Annotated in this window: 19 protein-coding genes; 14 read left to right on the forward strand and 5 right to left on the reverse strand. The window is 69.4% G+C overall.

The features are described from left to right. Genes ABIE67_RS27070 through ABIE67_RS27080 form a run of 3 tightly spaced genes read left to right on the forward strand, consistent with a single transcriptional unit; the run spans position 1 to position 3,287 of the window. Complete coding sequence (locus tag ABIE67_RS27070; RefSeq protein WP_370262519.1) at positions 1-1,737, forward strand: cytochrome c biogenesis protein ResB; 1,737 nt, start codon at positions 1-3, stop codon at positions 1,735-1,737. After that, positions 1,734-2,834 carry a c-type cytochrome biogenesis protein CcsB gene (gene ccsB / locus ABIE67_RS27075; protein WP_370262521.1) on the forward strand — a complete coding sequence of 367 codons (1,101 nt, stop codon included), beginning with the start codon at positions 1,734-1,736 and terminating at the stop codon, positions 2,832-2,834. The genes ABIE67_RS27070 and ccsB overlap by 4 nt, the downstream gene beginning before the upstream one ends. Before the next feature lie 48 nt (positions 2,835-2,882). Continuing rightward, complete coding sequence (locus ABIE67_RS27080) at positions 2,883-3,287, forward strand: SRPBCC domain-containing protein (protein WP_370262525.1); 405 nt, start codon at positions 2,883-2,885, stop codon at positions 3,285-3,287. 23 nt (positions 3,288-3,310) lie between these two features. Here ABIE67_RS27080 and ABIE67_RS27085 read toward each other — a convergent pair whose 3' ends face one another. The 4 genes from ABIE67_RS27085 to ABIE67_RS27100 form a co-directional block, all read right to left on the reverse strand. Further along, positions 3,311-4,690 carry a condensation domain-containing protein gene (locus ABIE67_RS27085; RefSeq protein WP_370262529.1) on the reverse strand — a complete coding sequence of 460 codons (1,380 nt, stop codon included), beginning with the start codon at positions 4,688-4,690 and terminating at the stop codon, positions 3,311-3,313. A 103-nt stretch (positions 4,691-4,793) separates the two neighbouring features. Further along, positions 4,794-5,807 carry an isopenicillin N synthase family dioxygenase gene (locus ABIE67_RS27090; RefSeq protein WP_370262534.1) on the reverse strand — a complete coding sequence of 338 codons (1,014 nt, stop codon included), beginning with the start codon at positions 5,805-5,807 and terminating at the stop codon, positions 4,794-4,796. After that, complete coding sequence (locus ABIE67_RS27095) at positions 5,800-6,258, reverse strand: nucleoside deaminase (protein ID WP_370262538.1); 459 nt, start codon at positions 6,256-6,258, stop codon at positions 5,800-5,802. Before ABIE67_RS27095 ends, ABIE67_RS27090 begins: the two co-directional genes overlap by 8 nt. Before the next feature lie 64 nt (positions 6,259-6,322). After that, positions 6,323-6,661, reverse strand: coding sequence for a PLD nuclease N-terminal domain-containing protein (locus tag ABIE67_RS27100; RefSeq protein ID WP_370262541.1), 339 nt, complete (start codon positions 6,659-6,661; stop codon positions 6,323-6,325). 88 nt (positions 6,662-6,749) lie between these two features. On the opposite strand from ABIE67_RS27100, the gene ABIE67_RS27105 reads away from it, so the two are divergent. The 3 genes from ABIE67_RS27105 to ABIE67_RS27115 are packed head-to-tail and all read left to right on the forward strand — an operon-like array spanning position 6,750 to position 9,724. Beyond that, on the forward strand, positions 6,750-8,207 hold the full coding sequence (locus ABIE67_RS27105; protein ID WP_369171522.1) for a menaquinone biosynthesis decarboxylase: 1,458 nt from the start codon (positions 6,750-6,752) through the stop codon (positions 8,205-8,207). Then, positions 8,204-9,106 carry a menaquinone biosynthesis prenyltransferase MqnP gene (gene mqnP / locus ABIE67_RS27110; RefSeq protein ID WP_370262548.1) on the forward strand — a complete coding sequence of 301 codons (903 nt, stop codon included), beginning with the start codon at positions 8,204-8,206 and terminating at the stop codon, positions 9,104-9,106. The genes ABIE67_RS27105 and mqnP overlap by 4 nt, the downstream gene beginning before the upstream one ends. Positions 9,107-9,151: 45 nt before the next feature. Further along, on the forward strand, positions 9,152-9,724 hold the full coding sequence (locus ABIE67_RS27115) for a Uma2 family endonuclease (protein WP_370262552.1): 573 nt from the start codon (positions 9,152-9,154) through the stop codon (positions 9,722-9,724). Here the strand turns inward: ABIE67_RS27115 and ABIE67_RS27120 are convergent. Continuing rightward, positions 9,702-10,352, reverse strand: a complete 651-nt coding sequence (locus ABIE67_RS27120; RefSeq protein ID WP_370262555.1) for a rhomboid family intramembrane serine protease — start codon at positions 10,350-10,352, stop codon at positions 9,702-9,704. The two genes, ABIE67_RS27115 and ABIE67_RS27120, sit on opposite strands and share 23 nt — an antisense overlap. A gap of 91 nt (positions 10,353-10,443) precedes the next feature. Between ABIE67_RS27120 and ABIE67_RS27125 the strand changes: the two genes are divergently transcribed. The 8 genes from ABIE67_RS27125 to ABIE67_RS27160 all read left to right on the forward strand — a co-directional run bounded on the left by ABIE67_RS27125 (position 10,444) and on the right by ABIE67_RS27160 (position 17,738). Further along, positions 10,444-11,118: a UbiX family flavin prenyltransferase gene (locus tag ABIE67_RS27125; protein WP_370262559.1), complete on the forward strand. Its 675-nt coding sequence runs from the start codon at positions 10,444-10,446 to the stop codon at positions 11,116-11,118. Between the two features lie 68 nt (positions 11,119-11,186). Continuing rightward, the gene (locus tag ABIE67_RS27130) at positions 11,187-11,642 is read left to right on the forward strand and encodes an Lrp/AsnC family transcriptional regulator (RefSeq protein WP_370262562.1); all 456 of its coding nucleotides are present in this window, start codon (positions 11,187-11,189) and stop codon (positions 11,640-11,642) included. Positions 11,643-11,725: 83 nt separating this feature from the next. After that, positions 11,726-12,889 carry an aminofutalosine synthase MqnE gene (mqnE, locus tag ABIE67_RS27135; RefSeq protein ID WP_370262565.1) on the forward strand — a complete coding sequence of 388 codons (1,164 nt, stop codon included), beginning with the start codon at positions 11,726-11,728 and terminating at the stop codon, positions 12,887-12,889. Between the two features lie 33 nt (positions 12,890-12,922). After that, a complete protein-coding gene (locus tag ABIE67_RS27140) occupies positions 12,923-13,582 on the forward strand; it encodes a UdgX family uracil-DNA binding protein (RefSeq protein WP_370262567.1) in 660 nt (219 codons plus the stop codon). A gap of 16 nt (positions 13,583-13,598) precedes the next feature. Continuing rightward, positions 13,599-14,123, forward strand: a complete 525-nt coding sequence (locus ABIE67_RS27145) for an N-acetyltransferase family protein (protein WP_370262571.1) — start codon at positions 13,599-13,601, stop codon at positions 14,121-14,123. 98 nt (positions 14,124-14,221) lie between these two features. After that, entirely contained in the window at positions 14,222-14,536 is a 315-nt protein-coding gene (locus tag ABIE67_RS27150; protein ID WP_370262574.1) for a DUF4229 domain-containing protein, read from the forward strand. A gap of 185 nt (positions 14,537-14,721) precedes the next feature. Next, positions 14,722-16,398 (forward strand): SPFH domain-containing protein, encoded by a 1,677-nt coding sequence (locus tag ABIE67_RS27155; RefSeq protein WP_370262578.1) that lies wholly within the window; start codon positions 14,722-14,724, stop codon positions 16,396-16,398. Then, entirely contained in the window at positions 16,395-17,738 is a 1,344-nt protein-coding gene (locus ABIE67_RS27160; RefSeq protein WP_370262582.1) for an SPFH domain-containing protein, read from the forward strand. The genes ABIE67_RS27155 and ABIE67_RS27160 overlap by 4 nt, the downstream gene beginning before the upstream one ends. Positions 17,739-17,763: the final 25 nt, after the last annotated feature.

Below are 17,763 nucleotides of genomic sequence, written 5' to 3' on the forward strand. Positions count from 1 at the left end.
ATGAGCAAGAGCACAGTCGGCGCGGTACCCGATGAGACCCCGGCCGCCGCTCCCGACGACCAGGACCTCGGTGCCGCCGGCTCCCAGCTGTCCACGGCACCCGTGGAGACTCCGCCCAACATGCCCATGCTGGGCGTCATCGGCTGGGCCCGCTGGTTCTGGCGGCAGCTGACCTCCATGCGAGTGGCCCTGCTGCTCCTGCTGCTGCTGGCGCTCGGAGCCATCCCCGGCTCGCTGATCCCGCAGAGCGGCCAGGACATCACCAAGGTCGCCGACTTCGAGAAGAACCACCCCACCCTCGCGCCGATCTACGACAAGCTCGGCCTCTTCAACGTCTACGGCTCGGTGTGGTTCTCCGCGATCTACATCCTGCTGTTCATCTCCCTCATCGGCTGCATCGTGCCCCGCACCTGGCAGTTCGTGGGCCAGCTGCGCGGCCGTCCGCCGGGTGCGCCCAAGCGACTGACCCGGCTGCCCGCCTACACGACATGGCGCACCGAGGCCGAGCCCGGGCAGGTGCGCGAGGCCGCGCTCGCCCTGCTGAAGAAGCGTCGCTTCCGCGCTCACCTCGCCGGTGACGCCGTCGCCGCCGAGAAGGGCTATCTGCGCGAGATCGGCAACCTCGCCTTCCACATCGCTCTCATCGTGATGCTGGTCGCCTTCGCGTGGGGGCAGCTCTTCAAGTCCGAGGGCAACAAGCTCCTCGTCGAGGGCAACGGCTTCTCCAACACGCTGATCGCCTACGACGACTTCAAGTCCGGCAACCTCTTCACCGCCGATGACCTGACGCCGTTCAGCTTCAGCCTGAACGACTTCACCGGTACCTACGAGATCTCCGGCCCCAACAAGGGCACCCCGCGCACCTACCAGGCCGCCCTCACCTACTCCGAGGGCGCCTACGGCAAGGACAGGAAGACCCTCGTCAAGGTCAACCACCCCCTGGAGATCGGCGACTCGAAGGTCTACCTCACCGCCCACGGCTACGCCCCCGTCATCACCGTCAAGGACGGCAAGGGCGACGTCGTGTTCAGCGACGCCGTCCCGCTGCTGCCGCTCGACGGCAACGTCACGTCCACCGGTGTCGTCAAGGTCCTCGACGGCTACAAGAACGCCGAGGGCGTCAGGGAGCAACTGGGCATCTCGGCCTTCCTGCTGCCGACCTACACCCAGGGCAGCGAGACGGCCTCGACCTTCCCGGCGCTGCTGAACCCGGTGCTGAACCTGACGCCGTACTACGGCGACCTCGGCGTCGACTCGGGCATCCCGCAGAGCGTGTACCAGCTCGACAAGTCGCACATGAAGGGATTCAAGGACTCCAAGGGCCAGCAGCTCCGGGAGAACCTGAAGCCCGGCGAGACCATGAAGCTCCCGAACGGTGCCGGCTCGGTCACCTACGAGGGCACCAAGGAGTGGGCGAACTTCCAGGTCACGCAGCAGCCCGGCAGTGGCTGGGCGCTCGCCGGTTCCGTCACCGCGATCTTCGGCCTCGCCGCCTCCCTCTTCATCCAGCGCCGCCGCGTATGGGTGCGGGCGGTCAAGGGCGACGACGGCGTGACGGTCGTCGAGATGGCCGGCCTCGGCCGCAGCGAGTCCGCCAAGGTGCCCGAGGAGCTCGGCGACCTCGCCGGGATTCTGTACGAGCAGGCACCGGGAGCGCCCGACCCCGACGACGACCCCGTAGATTCCGAAGCTGTCCCCGACCCCCAAGTCGTCCCTGCCGAAGGGCCTGAGAAGTGACTCTCGCCGCCGCAACCGATCTGGCCGCCGCCACCAACGAAAACCTCGCGAACATCAGCAACACGCTGATCTACTCGTCGATGGCCGTCTACACCCTGGCCTTCTTCGCGTACATCGCCGAATGGCTCCTCGGCAGCCGCAGCAAGGTCGGCCGTACGGCCGCCGCGCTCACCCCGGCGAAGGCCGGCAAGGCCGACGCGCCCGCCGTCACCGTGAAGAAGGGCGGCTCCACCGCCGTACTGGAGCGGCCGAAGGTCGTCGTGCGGGCCGCTGCCGGGCAGCGGGATGTGCCGGACGGGCCCGGGGCGCACGGTGGGGACGCGCAGGGCGACCTCTACGGGCGTATCGCCATCTCCCTCACCGTCCTCGCCTTCCTGATCGAGTTCGGCGGTGTGCTCACGCGGGCTCTGTCGGTGCAGCGGGCGCCGTGGGGCAACATGTACGAGTTCAACATCACCTTCTCCACGGTCGCCGTCGGGGTGTACCTCTCCCTGCTCGCGCTGAAGAAGAACGTGCGCTGGCTCGGGCTGTTCCTGATCACCACGGTCCTCCTCGATCTCGGCCTCGCCGTCACTGTCTTGTACACCGCGAGTGACCAGTTGGTTCCCGCCCTCCACTCGTACTGGCTGTACATCCACGTCTCCACCGCGATCTTCTGCGGCGCGGTGTTCTACGTCGGCGCCGTCTCCACGCTGCTCTACCTGTTCAAGGACTCGTACGAGAACAAGCTGGCGGGCGGCGGCACCCCGGGCCGTTTCGCGAACTCCGTCCTCGACCGGCTGCCCGCCTCCGCGTCCCTGGACAAGTTCTCCTACCGGGTCAACGCCGCCGTCTTCCCGCTGTGGACGTTCACGATCATCGCGGGCGCGATCTGGGCGGGCGACGCCTGGGGCCGCTACTGGGGCTGGGACCCCAAGGAGACCTGGTCCTTCATCACCTGGGTCGCCTACGCCTGCTACCTGCACGCCCGCGCCACGGCCGGCTGGAAGGGCCGCAAGGCCGCCTACCTGGCCCTGATCGCCTTCGGCTGCTGGCTGTTCAACTACTACGGCGTGAACATCTTCGTCTCCGGCAAGCACTCCTACGCCGGGGTGTAAGCCCCGCAGCGGGGTGCGTTTCGTGCCCGGTGGGGTCAGGCTGGTGTCATGACCGGTTCGGTGGAACAGGGCATCAGCCAGACCCACGGAAACACGCACATCCTGCACTTCCTGGTACGGCTTCCGCAGGCCATGGAGACGGTCTGGCCCGCGCTGACCACCCCCGAGGGGCTCACGTCCTGGTTCACGACCGCCGACGTCCTGGAACCCCGGCTCGGGGGCGCGGTCACACTGCGTGACGTCGGGGCCGGGCGGATCACCGCGTGGGACGTGGAGCGGGTCGCCGAGTACACGGTGGAGGACGGCGGCCGGATCAGGTTCCACCTGGAGCGGGAGGGCAGCGAGGGCAGCGTCCTGCGCTTCACCCACGAGTTCCAGGGCGGGGACGAGTCGGAACCGCGGTGGCGGGCGCGCTTCGAGAAGCTGATCGACGTACTCGAAGCGGGCCCCTGACCGCTACGACACCGTCGGAGCCCTCACGAGACCGTCGAGACCATGAGGTCCCGCAGCCGCTCCACGTAGAGCCGCATGTTCTTGTACGCGATGTCGGTGTCCGGGTAGCGGCACGTGAACCACAGGCCCTCATGGAGCCGGTTGAACCACACGTACACCTTGTCCCCGTACGTCACCCTGCCCAGTCCGTACACCTTCCGGTCGGTCCACTGCGCGGAGCCGGGGATGCCCCGGGCGTCGAGGAACGAGACGACCGAGTACAGGTCGGGCGACGTCGGGCGGAAGTCCGAGCCGAGCAGGTCCAGGACCCGGGCGAGCGGGATGCGGGCCAGCGGCCTGTTGGCGCGCAGCTCGGCGCGCACGGTCCTCAGGGCGCTGCCGAGATCGGACGCGGCGGCCACGGGAACCTCGATCGGCGCGGCGCCGACGAACCAGCCCACCGAGTCCGACCACCGCGTCGTGTCCCGGGTGTGGAACGGCACAACCGTGCGGTAGACGGGCTGACCGCCCAGCTCGTGCACCACCAGGCTCGTCGCGGCCAGTACCCCGACCAGGCTTCCGCCGTAGGGGCGGCAGTACGTCTCGAACGCCGCGGCGGTGTCGGCGTCCACGATCATCTCGCGCATGAGCTTCTGGGGGTGCAGGCCGACGGGATCGACGCCGAGCTCGACGGGGAAGTTCGGCAGCTGTCCGTCGCAGCGTTTGATGAACTCCCGCCAGCGGGCGACGATCACGTGGTCGTCGTCGATCCGGTCCGCCTCCTCCCGCTCGATCTCGCAGAAGTCGACGTAACTGCCGACCGGCGACGGAGCCACGGGGCGGCCCGCGACGGCCGCCGCGTAGAGATCGTGGATCTCGGCCGGGACGCGCATGATCGAGTAGCCGTCGACGTTGCTGTGGTCGAACGCCATGTACACGCTGGTGCAGTCGTCCCGGACGACCGCCGCGTAGATGAAGTTCGGCCAGCGCAGCGCGTACGCCGCGGTGTCGAAGCGGTCCTGGAGATGCTGGACCAGTTCCGTCGCGTCGGGGAAGTCGCCGACGACTTCGCGCCGGAGTGACACGGCCCCGGTGTCGACCGTGAACCGCCGCATCTCGCCGTCGGTCCAGCGGAAGCCGCTGCGCAGCGTCTCGTGCCGCAGCGTCCAGCCGTACAGCGCGTCCTGCAGTGCGTCGAGATCGACCCGGCCCGGGATGTCGAACGCCGTGCCGAGCCAGGTCGGCAGGAACAGGCCGTCCTCGCGTACGGAGTGGACCGTCTTGAGATGTGACTCCTGCACGTACGCCGGCGGTCTGGAGTCCTCCGGCAGGCCTGTCGCCGCCGCCACCGTCGCCGGGCTGAGCGTCCACTCGACGAGCCGGCCGGGCCGGACTTCGCAGCGCTGGATGTCAGTCATTCGCACGGGCGGCTCCATTCGCGGCGGGGGGCACACCCGAACGGGTGGTATCCCGCCCAACGAGGCAACCCTTACTCAGAAACGGTTCGCAGGGGTCGGCCGGCCGTGCTCAGTCGACGGTGATCGAGTCCAGCTTCTCCCGCAGATACACATGGGAGTCGACCGGCTCGTACGCCACCCGCCCCACCGGAGCCGGCACGGACTCCACGAGCGTGCCGGGCGTGCACTCCCCGAAGTAGACGAGGGACATCAGCTCCTCGGCCGGCGCGTCCGCGGGCGGCGGCAGCACCCGGTGCCGCCCCGACCGCCATCGGTCGCCGGTCCAACGGGCCATCAGGTCCCCGATGTTGATGGTGAACGCCTCCGGGTCGAAGGGCGCGTCCTCCCATCCGCCCTCGTCCGTGTAGACCTGCAGCCCGCCCTTGCCGGCCTGCCGGTCGAGGATCGTCACGGTGCCGAAGTCGGTGTGCGGACCGATGCGGAACTGCCCGGGCTCCGGCTCCCCGATCACCTCCGCACCCGGATACCAGTTGATGTTGAAGCCGTACGTCGGATGGTCCATGTGCCGTGAGAAGAAGTCGGGTTCGAGGCCGAGGGCCTCGCCGAGCAGGGAGAGGAGCTGGTTCTCCAGCTCACCCATGCGCGCGAGGTACTCCTCGCACAGCGACCGGAGTTCGGGCGTCTCCGCCGGCCAGACGTTCGGTGCGTACCACTCGGCGTTGATCACCGGGTCGTCGAACGGCTCGTGCGTCGCGAAGGTGAGCGACTCCTTCAGGTCCGGCGGGGTCTCGGTGCCCTCCGCGTACCCGTTGGCCTCGGCACCGGGGCCGAGCCAGCCGCGGCCGCCGACCTTCACTTCGTACGCCTGCTTGACCTCGACCGGGAGCGTGAAGAAGGCGCGGGCCGCCGTGCGGATGCGGGCGCGCAGGGAAGGGTCCACGCCATGCCCGGTGACCAGGAGGAACCCGGCGGTCTGGAGGGCCTCGTCGACGGTGCGGGCGATGGCCCGGCGGGCCTCGGTATCGCCTCCGAGCCAGGGCCGCAGGTCGATCGTGGGAATGCGGGGGGTGCGGGGCGCGCGGGAAGTGCGGGGGCCGTGGGGGGTGCGGGGGTGCTCACTCACCGATGTCCTCGTTCCACAGTGCCGGATTGGTCTCGATGAAGTCGCGCATCATCCCGACGCACTCGGGATCGTCCAGAAGCACGACCTCGACGCCGTGCTCCGCCAGCCAGTCGTGCCCGCCGTGGAAGGTGACCGCCTCGCCGACCACCACCCGGGAGATGCCGAACTGCCGGACCAGACCGGAGCAGTACCAGCAGGGGGAGAGAGTGGTCACCATGGTCGTGCCGCGATACGACCGCTGCCGTCCCGCCGCCCGGAAGGCGGCCGTCTCCGCGTGTGTGGACGGATCGCCGTCCTGGACGCGCCGGTTGTGCCCGCGGCCGAGGAGGGACCCGTCGGGGCCGTAGAGGGCGGCACCGATCGGGATGCCGCCTTCGCGGAGCCCGGCGCGGGCCTCCTCGACGGCGGTGGCCAGCCAGGTACCGGCCGTCGCCTGATCCAAGAGCTCCATGCCTACGACTCTCCTGCGCTCTGTCCGTCCGCCCGGCGCCGAACTGCCCCGCCGGAACGGCCCGTCAGGGCTCGTCGCGCTTCGGACCGTCGTCCTTCTTCTGGTCGTCGTTCTCGTCGTCGTCCTCGTTCAGGGACTTCAGGAACTCGGGGTTGTCGTCGGGGGCGACCCACTGCTGCCGCCGACGCTGCTCCCGTACGCCGGACCAGCCCTCGGCCGCCGGGCTGCGCTTCTTGCCCGCGATGAGCCAGGAGATCGAGCCGACGAGCGGGAACACCAGGACGAGGATCGCCCAGAGCGGCTTGGGCATGTGGCGGATGTCGTCCTCCTTCGTGCTGATGCAGTCGATGAACGCGTACACGCTCAGTGCCAGTGGCACGAGGAACATCAGCACCCGGAGCATGGGTCCTCTCCAGCGAAACGGTCGTCGGGGCCGGGGGAGCGGCCCCCGGGTTCAGGGCCAGGGTAGCGGCTCGGGGATACTTGACCCCATGGCTTACGACGATCTTCGTTCCCTGCTCAGGGCGCTGGAGCGCGAAGGCGACCTCAAGCGCGTCAAGGCTGAGGTCGATCCGTATCTGGAGGTCGGGGAGATCGTCGACCGCGTCCAGAAGTCCGGCGGTCCCGCGCTGCTCTTCGAGAACGTGAAGGGGTCGTCGATGCCCCTCGCGATGAACGTCTTCGGGACGGACCGGCGGCTGCTGAAAGCCCTGGGGCTCAAGTCCTACGGCGACATCTCCGACAAGATCGGCGGGCTGCTCAAGCCCGAACTGCCGCACGGGTTCGTGGGCGTCCGCGAGGCCTTCGGGAAGCTCGGCGCGATGACGCACGTACCGCCGAAGAAGGTGAAGTCGGACAGCGCGCCGGTGCAGGAGGTCGTGCTGCACGGGGACGAGGTGGATCTGGACCGGCTCCCGGCCCTGTTCACCTGGCCCAAGGACGGCGGCTCCTTCTTCAACCTGGGGCTCACCCACACCAAGGACCCGGAGTCCGGCGTACGGAATCTGGGGCTGTACCGCCTCCAGCGCCACGACAAGCGCACCATCGGCATGCACTGGCAGATCCACAAGGACAGCCGGAACCACTACCAGGTCGCGGCGAGGAGGGGAGAGCGGCTGCCGGTCGCGATCGCCTTCGGCTGCCCGCCCGCCGTGACCTACGCGTCCACCGCGCCCCTCCCCGGTGACATCGACGAGTACCTGTTCGCCGGGTTCGTCGCGGGCAAGCGGATCGAGATGGTGGACTGCAAAACGGTGCCGCTGCAGGTGCCGGCGCAGGCGGAGGTCGTGCTGGAGGGGTGGCTGGAGCCCGGCGAGATGCTGCCGGAAGGGCCGTTCGGCGACCACACCGGCTTCTACACGCCGCAGGAGCCGTTCCCGGCGCTGAAGATCGACTGCGTGACGATGCGCCGCCGGCCCCTGCTCCAGTCGATCGTCGTGGGCCGGCCCCCGACGGAGGACGGACCGCTGGGCCGTGCGACGGAACGCTTCTTCCTCCCCCTGCTGAAGATCATCGTCCCGGACATCGTGGACTACCACCTGCCGGAATCCGGCGGCTTCCACAACTGCGCGATCGTCTCGATCGACAAGAAGTACCCCAAGCACGCGCAGAAGACGATGCACGCGATCTGGGGCGCCCACATGATGTCCCTGACCAAGCTGATCGTGGTCGTCGACTCCGACTGCGACGTCCACGATCTGCACGAGGTCTCCTGGCGGGCGCTCGGCAACACCGACTACGCCCGTGACCTCACGGTCGTCGAAGGCCCCGTCGACCATCTCGACCACGCCTCCTACCAGCAGTTCTGGGGCGGCAAGGCGGGAATCGACGCGACGAAGAAGTGGCCCGAGGAGGGCTACACGCGCGACGGCGGCTGGCCCGACATGGTCGAGTCCGACCCGGAGACGGCGGCGAAGGTCGACCGCCGCTGGAAGGAGTACGGACTGTGAGCAGCGCCTCCGCCGCGATTCCGCAGCCAGGACGCACGAAGGCGTTCCTCCGCCTCGTGATGATCGAGCACTCGGTGTTCGCGCTGCCCTTCGCGTACATCGCCGCGCTCACCGCGATGTTCCAGCTGGACCGGAACATCCACTGGGGCCGGCTGCTCCTGGTGACGGTCTGCATGGTCGGCCTGCGCACCTTCGCGATGGCCGTGAACCGGATCATCGACCGCGAGATCGACGCGCGGAACCCCCGGACCGCCCACCGCGAGCTGGTGACCGGCGCGATGTCGGTCCGCCACGCCTGGACGGGCGCCCTGATCGCCCTGGTGATCTTCCTGGGCTCAGCGGCCCTGCTGAACCCCCTGTGCCTCGCCCTGGCCCCCATCGCGGTGATCCCGATGGTGGTCTACCCCTACGGCAAACGCTTCACGAACTTCCCCCAGGCCATCCTGGGCCTCGCCCAGGCGATGGGCCCGGTCGGCGGCTGGCTGGCGGTCACCGGGTCCTGGTCCTGGGACGCGGTGATCCTGGGCCTGGCGGTGGGCATCTGGATCGGTGGCTTCGACCTGATCTACGCCTGCCAGGACGTCGACACCGACCGCGAGACCGGCGTCATGTCGGTCCCGGCCCGCTTCGGCATCCCGGCGGCGATCTGGGGCGCGCGCGTCTGCCACGCGGTGACGACGGGATTGTTCGTCTGGTACGGGGTGGTCACGGACGCGGGCGCGTTCTTCTGGCTGGGCCTGCTGGTCGTGGCCGGCGCGTTCGGGTACGAGCACTCGATCGTGCGGCCGCATGACCTGTCGCGCCTGAACAGGGCGTTCTTCAGCGTCAACGGGTTCATCGGTATTGCCCTGTTCGTGTGTGCGCTGATGGATCTTGTGGTTCGGGGGCTGACCGTGTAGCTACGGTGCGGCCTACCATCGGGTGCAGGACCAAGGGAGGCCGCCATGACCGTCTCGGACATCGACCGCCTGCACTCGCAGCTCAGCCGGTTCGAGGACATGTGCCCCGGCTATCGGGTGGAGATTGTCGAGGGCAACATCATGATGAGTCCGGTCAAGCCGCACCACGCGCAGACCATCCGTTTGGTCTGGAACACGCTTGAGGACCAGGTCGGTGTGGAGTGGGGCTTCGCCAGCGACGTTGCCTTCCCGTTCGATGAGGACAATGAGTTCTGTCCTGACCTGGCTGTCATCCCGGCCTCGGAAGTGGCGAAGAACGAAGGTGCGTACCCGCCCGATCTGATCGAGCTGGTCGTCGAGGTGGTGTCTCAGGGCAGCATCCGCCGTGACTACGAGGTGAAACCCCGTTGGTACGCCTCCCAGGGCATCGCCAACTACCTCGTCCTCGACCCCCTCAAGGGCCACGCCGTCACGATGTGGAACCCCGGCCCCGACGGCTACCGAGGCCGCGACACCATCCCCTACGGCCCCGAGCTCACCGTCGACTCCCCGCTCGGCAAGCTGACCGTCCCCACCGCCGGCCTCCCTGTCGACCCTAAAGCGCGCCCCCTGCCCTGAGCGCCGGTCCGTCCGACCGGCGCCGCAGGACGAACGCCGCCGCAACCCCTGCCACCAGCCCCACCAGATGCCCCTGCCAGCTCACGCCGGACTGGGTCGGGGCGATCCCCGCCAGGATGGAGCCGCCCCAGATCGCGGCCACCAGCAGACCGGCCAGGACGCCGAGCGGACGGCGCTCCACGAAGCCGGTGACCAGCAGGAAGCCGAAGAGGCCGAAGATCAGGCCGGAGGCGCCCGCGGTGTTGGTGCCGGACGGCGATATCAGCCACACCCCGAGGCCGTCGGCGACGATGATCAGGGCGCAGACGGCGGCGAACCGGCGTATCCCACCGAGGGCCGCGAGGAACCCGAGGACCAGCAACGGCACGCTGTTCGCGGCGACATGGGCGAAGCCGAAGTGGATGAAGGACGCCGGGACGACGTCCACCAGCTCGGACGAAATACGCGGGACGATGCCGAAGCCGTCCAGCGCGTGCCCGCTGATCACGTCGACCACTTCCAGCAGCCACAGCAGCGCCACCCAGCCCAGCATCAGCTTGGCCGCGGCCCTCGCGCGGTCACCCCGAGACCACTCGCGCTGCGCACCCCACGCGACCGGCTTACCCGACCCACCCGACGTACCAGCCATCGTCACCCCACCGCCCGACTCGTCCCCTCCGGGGAACGCCCGGCCACCCTTGGTCGGTTCCCACCCCGCGACGCCGGATAGGCTCGGTGTCGTGAACCCAGTCAAGCCAGGAGAGACGCCGCGTACGCCTTGGATCGTAGGGGTGTCCGGCGCTTCCGGCACCCCATACGCGGCCGCGGTGCTGCGCGCGCTCCTCGCCGCCGGGGAGAGCGTCGACCTGGTCGTCAGCCGGGCGTCACGGCTCACCCTGCTCGATGAGACGGGGATCTCGTTCCGGGACGCCCACTGGGAGGCCGACCTGCGGGAGTGGCTGTCCCGCGGGGCCGACGGCAAGCCCGGGACCTTCCAGGCCGACATCGCCGGCGTACGGCACTGGAGCGCGGGGGACCTCGCGGCCGGGCCGTCGTCCGGGTCGTACCCCGTCAAGGGCATGCTGATCGTGCCCGCCTCGACGGCCTGCGTGGCGGGCGTCGCGCTCGGGCTGTCCAAGGATCTCTTGCAGCGGGCGGCGAGCGTCACCCTCAAGGAGCGCCGCAAGCTGGTCGTGGCCGTACGGGAAACCCCGCTGAACGGCCAGACCCTGCGGCATCTCGTCGCACTGGACGACGCCGGCGCGAGTGTCGTACCGGCGTCTCCGGGGTTCTACGCGGGCGCGACCCACATTCAGGACCTCGTGGACTTCGTCGCCGGACGGGTGCTGGACGCGGCGGGCGTCGAGCACGGCCTGTACCGGCGGTGGAAGGGCGAGCTGGGGAACGGCACATAGAGCAAGTCGCGCACGTGGCAGTACCTCTCATCACTTCTGGAACTCTTCAGCGGAAGGCTTCGAATCGCATGGACGCGGTGGACAGGCAGCTCATCCAGGCCCTGAGGGAGAACGGCCGGGCCTCCTACGCGGAGCTGGGACGCCTCGTCGGCCTGTCGGGACCCAGCGTCACCGACCGCATCAACCGGCTGGAGGCGGCCGGCGTCATCACCGGCTACCGCGCCACCGTCGACGCCGCCTCGCTCGGCCTCGGCGTCACCGCGCTGATCGGCATCTCGCTCTCCGACGCCACCGACCACGAGGACGTGGCGAACCGCCTGCGGGACCTGGGCGAGATCGAGGACTGCTGGTTCATCGCGGGCGACGACTCGTACATGCTCAAGGTGCGCGCGGCCGACGTGGACGGCCTGGAGAAGATCATCCGACGGCTCAGTGGCACCACGGGCGTCAGCAGGACCCGTACGACGATCGTGCTCTCCACCAAGTGGGATAACCGGGTCGGAGAGCTGCCCGAGGAGGAGTAGGCGCGGAGCGCCGTATGGGGGGTCCCGTCGCCCGAGGGGTGGGGGAGTACGTTTGACGAAGTCTGTCTGAGAGAGGTGCACGCATGGACGTCGGGCTCAAGCGCGAGCTGGAGGAGAAGGTCCGCTCCGGTGAGCGGCTGTCCCGCGAGGACGGCATCGCGCTGTACGAGTCGGACGACCTGGCATGGCTCGGCGGCCTCGCGCACGAGGTGCGCACGCGCAAGAACGGTGACGTGGTTCATTTCAACGTCAACCGGCACCTCAACATGACCAACGTCTGTACGGCCTCCTGCGCGTACTGCTCCTTCCAGCGCAAGCCGGGGGAGAAGGACGCGTACACGATGCGCATCGAGGAGGCCGTCAAGCTGGCCAAGGCGATGGAGTCGGACAACCTCACCGAGCTGCACATCGTCAACGGCCTGCACCCGAACCTCCCCTGGCGCTACTACCCGCGTTCGCTGCGGGAGCTCAAGGCCGCCCTCCCGGACGTCTCGCTGAAGGCCTTCACGGCGACCGAGATCCACCACTTCGAGACGATCAGCGGGCTGTCGGCGTCCGAGATCCTCGACGAGCTGATCGACGCGGGCCTGGAGTCGCTGACCGGCGGCGGCGCCGAGATCTTCGACTGGGAGGTCCGACAGCACATCGTGGACCACCGCACCCACTGGGAGGACTGGTCCCGGATCCACCGCCTGGCGCACGAGAAGGGTCTGAAGACCCCGAGCACCATGCTGTACGGCCACATCGAGGAGCCGCGGCACCGGGTGGACCACGTCCTGCGCCTGCGTGAGCTCCAGGACGAGACCGGCGGTTTCCAGGTGTTCATCCCCCTGCGCTACCAGCACGACTTCGTCGACATGAAGGACGGCAAGGTACGCAACCGCCTCCAGGCCAGGACCCAGATGGCGACCGGCGCGGAGGCCCTGAAGACCTTCGCGGTGTCCCGTCTGCTGTTCGACAACGTCCCGCACGTCAAGGTCTTCTGGGTCATGCACGGCGTCCAGACCGCCCAGCTGGCCCTCCAGCACGGTGCGGACGACATGGACGGCTCGGTCGTCGAGTACAAGATCACGCACGACGCGGACAACTACGGCACGCCGAACAAGCTGACCCGCGAGGACCTGCTGGACCTGATCCGGGATGCCGGGTTCCGTCCGGTGGAGCGCAACACGCGCTACGAGATCATCCGGGAGTACGACGGCCCGGACCCGCTGCGTCGCGAGTCCCCCCAGCCGATGCGGGTGTGATTCCAGGAGGCGGGGCCGTGGTACTCGTCCGCCATGGTGAGCACCAAGGCGCCCGAGGACGCCTACACCGCTGAGCCCTTCCTCCCCGATCGAGGCGGGCTCCCCGCCCTCCGCCGTGCTGCCGCCGAGTGCCGGGGCTGCCCCCTGCACCGGGACGCCACGCAGACCGTGTTCGGCGCCGGGACGGGGAACGCCCGCGTCATGCTGGTGGGTGAACAGCCCGGTGACCAGGAGGACCGGCAGGGCAAGCCCTTCGTGGGCCCTGCCGGGAAGCTGCTGGACCGGGCCCTCGCGGAGGCCGGCATCGACCCCGCCGACGCCTACGTCACGAACGCCGTCAAGCACTTCAAGTTCACTCGGGCCGAGCCCCGCAAGCGCCGTATCCACAAGGCGCCCACCCTCCGCGAGATGACGGCCTGCGGCCCCTGGCTGGCCGCCGAGCTGGCCGTGGTCGAGCCCGAGCTGATCGTGCTCCTGGGCGCGAGCGCGGGCAAGGCGTTGCTGGGGTCGTCGTTCCGGGTCGGGGAGGTGCGCGGGGCGCTGCTGGAGCGGGAGATCCACGGTCGGCAGGAGAAGCTGGTGGCGACGGTGCATCCGTCGTCGGTGCTGCGGGCTCAGGACGACGCGGACCGCAAGGCGGCGTACGAGGGTCTCGTCTCCGATCTGAAAGTGGCGGCGCGAGCACTGTCGTAATGGCTACGATGGCTCGGTGTCCCTTACCTTCACACTCGACCCGGCCGTCACTCCCGCCCTGCGTGACGGCATCCTCGACCTGTGGACCGACGTCTCCAACGCGGGCGGAGCCGTCGGCTTCGTACCGCCGGTGACACGGGAGGCGGTCCGGTCGGCGCTGGTGCAGCACTTCGCGGCGATGACCGAGGGGCGTACCCGGCTGCTGGTCGGGCACGACGCGGCGGGCGCTGTGGCGGCGACGTCCTTCTTCACCTTCAACACGCACCGGCTGATGACGCACTGGGCGTGGCTGTACACGGTGATGGTGCACCCCCGGCACCAGGGCAAGGGCTACGGCCGTGACCTGCTCACGGCCGCCGAGCAGGCCGCCCGCACCTTCGACGGCATCGAGGCGGTACGGCTCACCTGCCGGGGCGGCCTCGGTCTGGAGCGCTTCTACGGCTCCTGCGGCTACAAGGAGGTCGGCCGGATCCCGGCCGCCATCAGGGTCGCGCCCGGTGACGACCGGGACGACGTGATCATGCTGCTGCCGCTCGGCTGACCGCCCCCTGCCGGCGGTCGCGACCCCCCTGCAAGATCGGGGGCCGCGCGTGCTTCACTGGGCAGTGGCCCTTTTTGGAATCGGAAGAGTGGATTGAGATGCTCCGCTACACACTGATGCGCCTCGGAATCTTCGCGGGCTGCCTCGTGGTCGTCTGGGGCCTCGTCTACTCCGGAGTCGCCCCGCGCGGCCTCGGCGACTCCAACGGCATGTGGATCATCCTGCTCGCCCTGGTGATCTCGGCCCCCATCAGCTTCGTCGTCCTGCGCAAGGAGCGCGACCGCGCCTCCGTGCAGATCGTGCAGAGGGTCGACCGGGTGAAGGCCAACCTGGAGGCCAGCCGCAGCCAGGAGGACGACGTGGTCGACGAGGCGGCCAAGTCGCAGGGCCAGGCTTCTTCCCGGGCCTCGTAGGACCGCCGTACGGCATCGCCCGACCCGGCAGTGATACCGATAGGTAACTGTGCGGGTCGCCCCCTTACCTTTGTCCGGATCATGATGTGGGATGACTGGAACCACATCGGGAACCTCAACGGGCTGACCGGTGTACCACCAGTAGGACCCGCATTCGACGGGCAACGCAACACAAGGGGGAAACCGTGGCACGAGCGCGCGCCAAGCAGGGCGCACGACGCGTGGCCGAGGCCGTCGCATCCGGCACCGATCCGCGTACGGCCGCGCAGGAGGAACTGCAGCGGCAGATCGGCGGACGCGGGACACGGGCGGACGGCGGCGAGGGGTACGACGCGCAGGGCCAGGGCATCGACCCGGCCGACTTCCCGGCCGCCCGGGAACAGGGCGGCTCCACCGCCACCGTCATGCGGCAGAAGACGGTGCCGCTGGACGAGGCGGGAGAGGCGCTCGGCCGCAGCGAGCAGGTGCGCGAGGGCACCGAGATGGTGCACGCCATCTGCCCGATGGTCATCCCCAAGGGCCGCTCGATCTTCTCCATGCTGCCGGTGCTGATGCTGCTCGTGCTGAGCGTGGTGGGCGCGGCCATCGTGGGTGCGTCCGGGGCCGACGTGGTGACCAACCCGCTGTTCGGCGTGCACTCCTGGGTCATCTCCCTGCTCGCCGTCGCCTTCGTCTGGTGGCGCCAGGGCATGGTCATGGTGCCGGACGGCTGCCAGGCGATGATCACCCGCTTCGGCAAGCTGGAGAAGGTCGTCGGCCCGGGCCGGATCGTGCTGCTGAGCCCGTGGAAGCGGGTGTCGTACATCGTCAACACCACGATCGAGTACCCGTTCAACGCGCCGGTGCGCGAGGCACCGACCAAGGGCGGCGTGAAGGCGTCGATCGACCTGTTCATCCAGTTCCGGATCAGCGACCCGACCGAGTTCGTCTACACGCTGGGCGCGGTGCGCGGCTTCGAGGAGAAGCTGAGCAACGCGGTGAGCGAGACGATCCGCACCCTCGTCTACGAACAGGAAGCCGCCGGGATCTACGACATGGTCGGCGAGGACACCGGCCGGCTGCTGGACCTGCTCAACCAGCAGTTCCGCCCGGCCGTCGAGCTGACCAACGCCAACATCACCCACGCCGAACCCTCCGACCAGCGCTACCGCATGGACCTGGCGGCGCCCGAGATGGTCCGGGTGGCGAAGGAGGCGTACACCCACGAGTACGCGCTCCAGCTCCGCAAGGAGCAGGACGAGGGCGACCTCACCCGCGAACTCGCCTCCAGCCTGGAGACGCTCTCCGCGATCCAGGCCGACATCGCCCAGTACCAGGCGCAGATGGACACGGCCGTGGAGCGCGAGACCAACCGCGCCGAGGCCCTCGCCCGCCAGCGCTACGTCCAGGCCGAGTCGGAGGCGAAGGCCAATGCGGCCCTGCTGGAGGCCCAGGCCCTGGACATCCGCGCGGTGACCGCAGCGGAGGCACCGGAGATCCTGGAGTACCGCTACCAGCAGCAGGTGCTGGACACCTTGGAGCAGGTCGCCGACCACCTGCCGCGCCTGGTCCGCATCGGCGGCACCACGGACGGCGTCGCCGGCATCGACTTCCTGGAGCTGGCCCGCGAGTTGGTCGGCGAGCGCGGCACGGAACTGTTCACCGACGAGGACATGGCCGCCGTACGGGGCCGTCTCGCCGAGGTGTCCGAGCGGATCGCCGCGCGCGAGACGGAGATCGGTGCGCTGCTGGCCGCCGAGCGGCCGACGGTGCCACAGGTGCCCGGCCGGCCCGAATCGACCGACAGCGCCGACAGTGCCGACAGCTCCGCCGGCGTCGACAGCTCCATCCGCTCTGACGTCTCCGAGGAGGCCGACCAGTGAGCACCGCCCGTTCCTCCCACCGCAGGTCGGTCATCTCCGAGAAGGTCGCCCCCTGGAGCGACATCGCGCGGCTGCTGCGCGGCGGCGAGGCCGACACCCTGATCCCGGTGATCATCCCCCGCCACCGGCGCCGCCTGTGGTGGATGCTGCCGCTGTGGCTCGGCGTCTACGCCCTGTTCATGGGCGTGATGCTGACACTGGGCGCGGCGGACTCCGAGTCGGTCGCCGGGGACCTCGCCTACGGCACCCTCGCCACCCTGTCCTACGTCGGCGGCGCTGTGCTGCTGCTGATCGGTGCGCTGTGGTGGTGGCGTTCCTCGATCGTCGAGATCGAGCAGGGCACCAACGGTGTGCTGACCCGCTACGGCGCGGTCGTCCGCACCCTGGACGCCGGCCGCCACTACCTGTGGCACCCGTGGTCCAGGGTCGACTTCGTCGTCGACACGGCCACCGAGATCCCGTACTCCGCACCGGTGATGGCCTGCCCCACGCAGGAGAACGTGCCGCTGCGCTCGATCGAGTTCTTCCTGAAGTTCCGTATCACCGACGCCGTGCTGTTCGTCCGCACGATCGGCGCGGGCAACTTCGACCTGGTGCTCTCCAGCGCCGTGCAGGACGCGATCCGGCAGCGGGCGCGGAAGATGCGCACCGAGCGGGCGTACGACCTGCGCGGGTCGGACGTGGCCGACATGCAGGAGCTGCTCAACCGTCAGCTGTCCGGCTACGGCGTGCGCATCACCGGCTCCAACATCCCGGACGTGCAGCTGCCGACGCAGTACCAGCAGCACCTGGCCACCCGGGAGCGGGTCGCCAAGGAGCGCACGGCGTACGACCAGGAGTGGGGGCTCATCCGCAAGCGCCGCATCGACCAGCTGGGCATGGACATCGAGCGGGCCAAGAAGGTGCGGGACGCCCGGATCGTCGAGGTCAAGGCCGCGCTGAACCGGGCCCGTGAGGAGGTCGCGCAGCTGCTGGAGCAGCAGGAGACCAACGCCCAGCGGGTGCGGTTCGAGATCGAGACGCGGGGCCGCAGCGGCCTGATCGCCGCCGAGAACGAGGCCCGCGCCCAGCGCGCCCTCGCCAAGGCCTACCGCGACAACCGCGCCGTCCTGCAGTACGAACTCGCCCGGCGTCGCCTGGAAGTGGGCGCCAAGCTGGCAGGGAAGGCGCCGCAGCCGGTGGTCGTACGGACCGACGGCTCCAGCGCCGACAACTCTGCCCTGTCGACGCTGCTCACGGCGCAGCTGCTGCCGCGGCTGACGGCCCTGCCGTCCGGCGACGAGCGGCAGTGGATCGACCGGGTGGCGCGGTTCGCGGACGACGCGAGCGGCGAGGAGTAGCCGTTCGCGAAGGCACCGATGTGCA

The organism is Streptomyces sp. V4I8, from assembly GCF_041261225.1.
Taxonomy (GTDB): Bacteria; Actinomycetota; Actinomycetes; order Streptomycetales; family Streptomycetaceae; genus Streptomyces.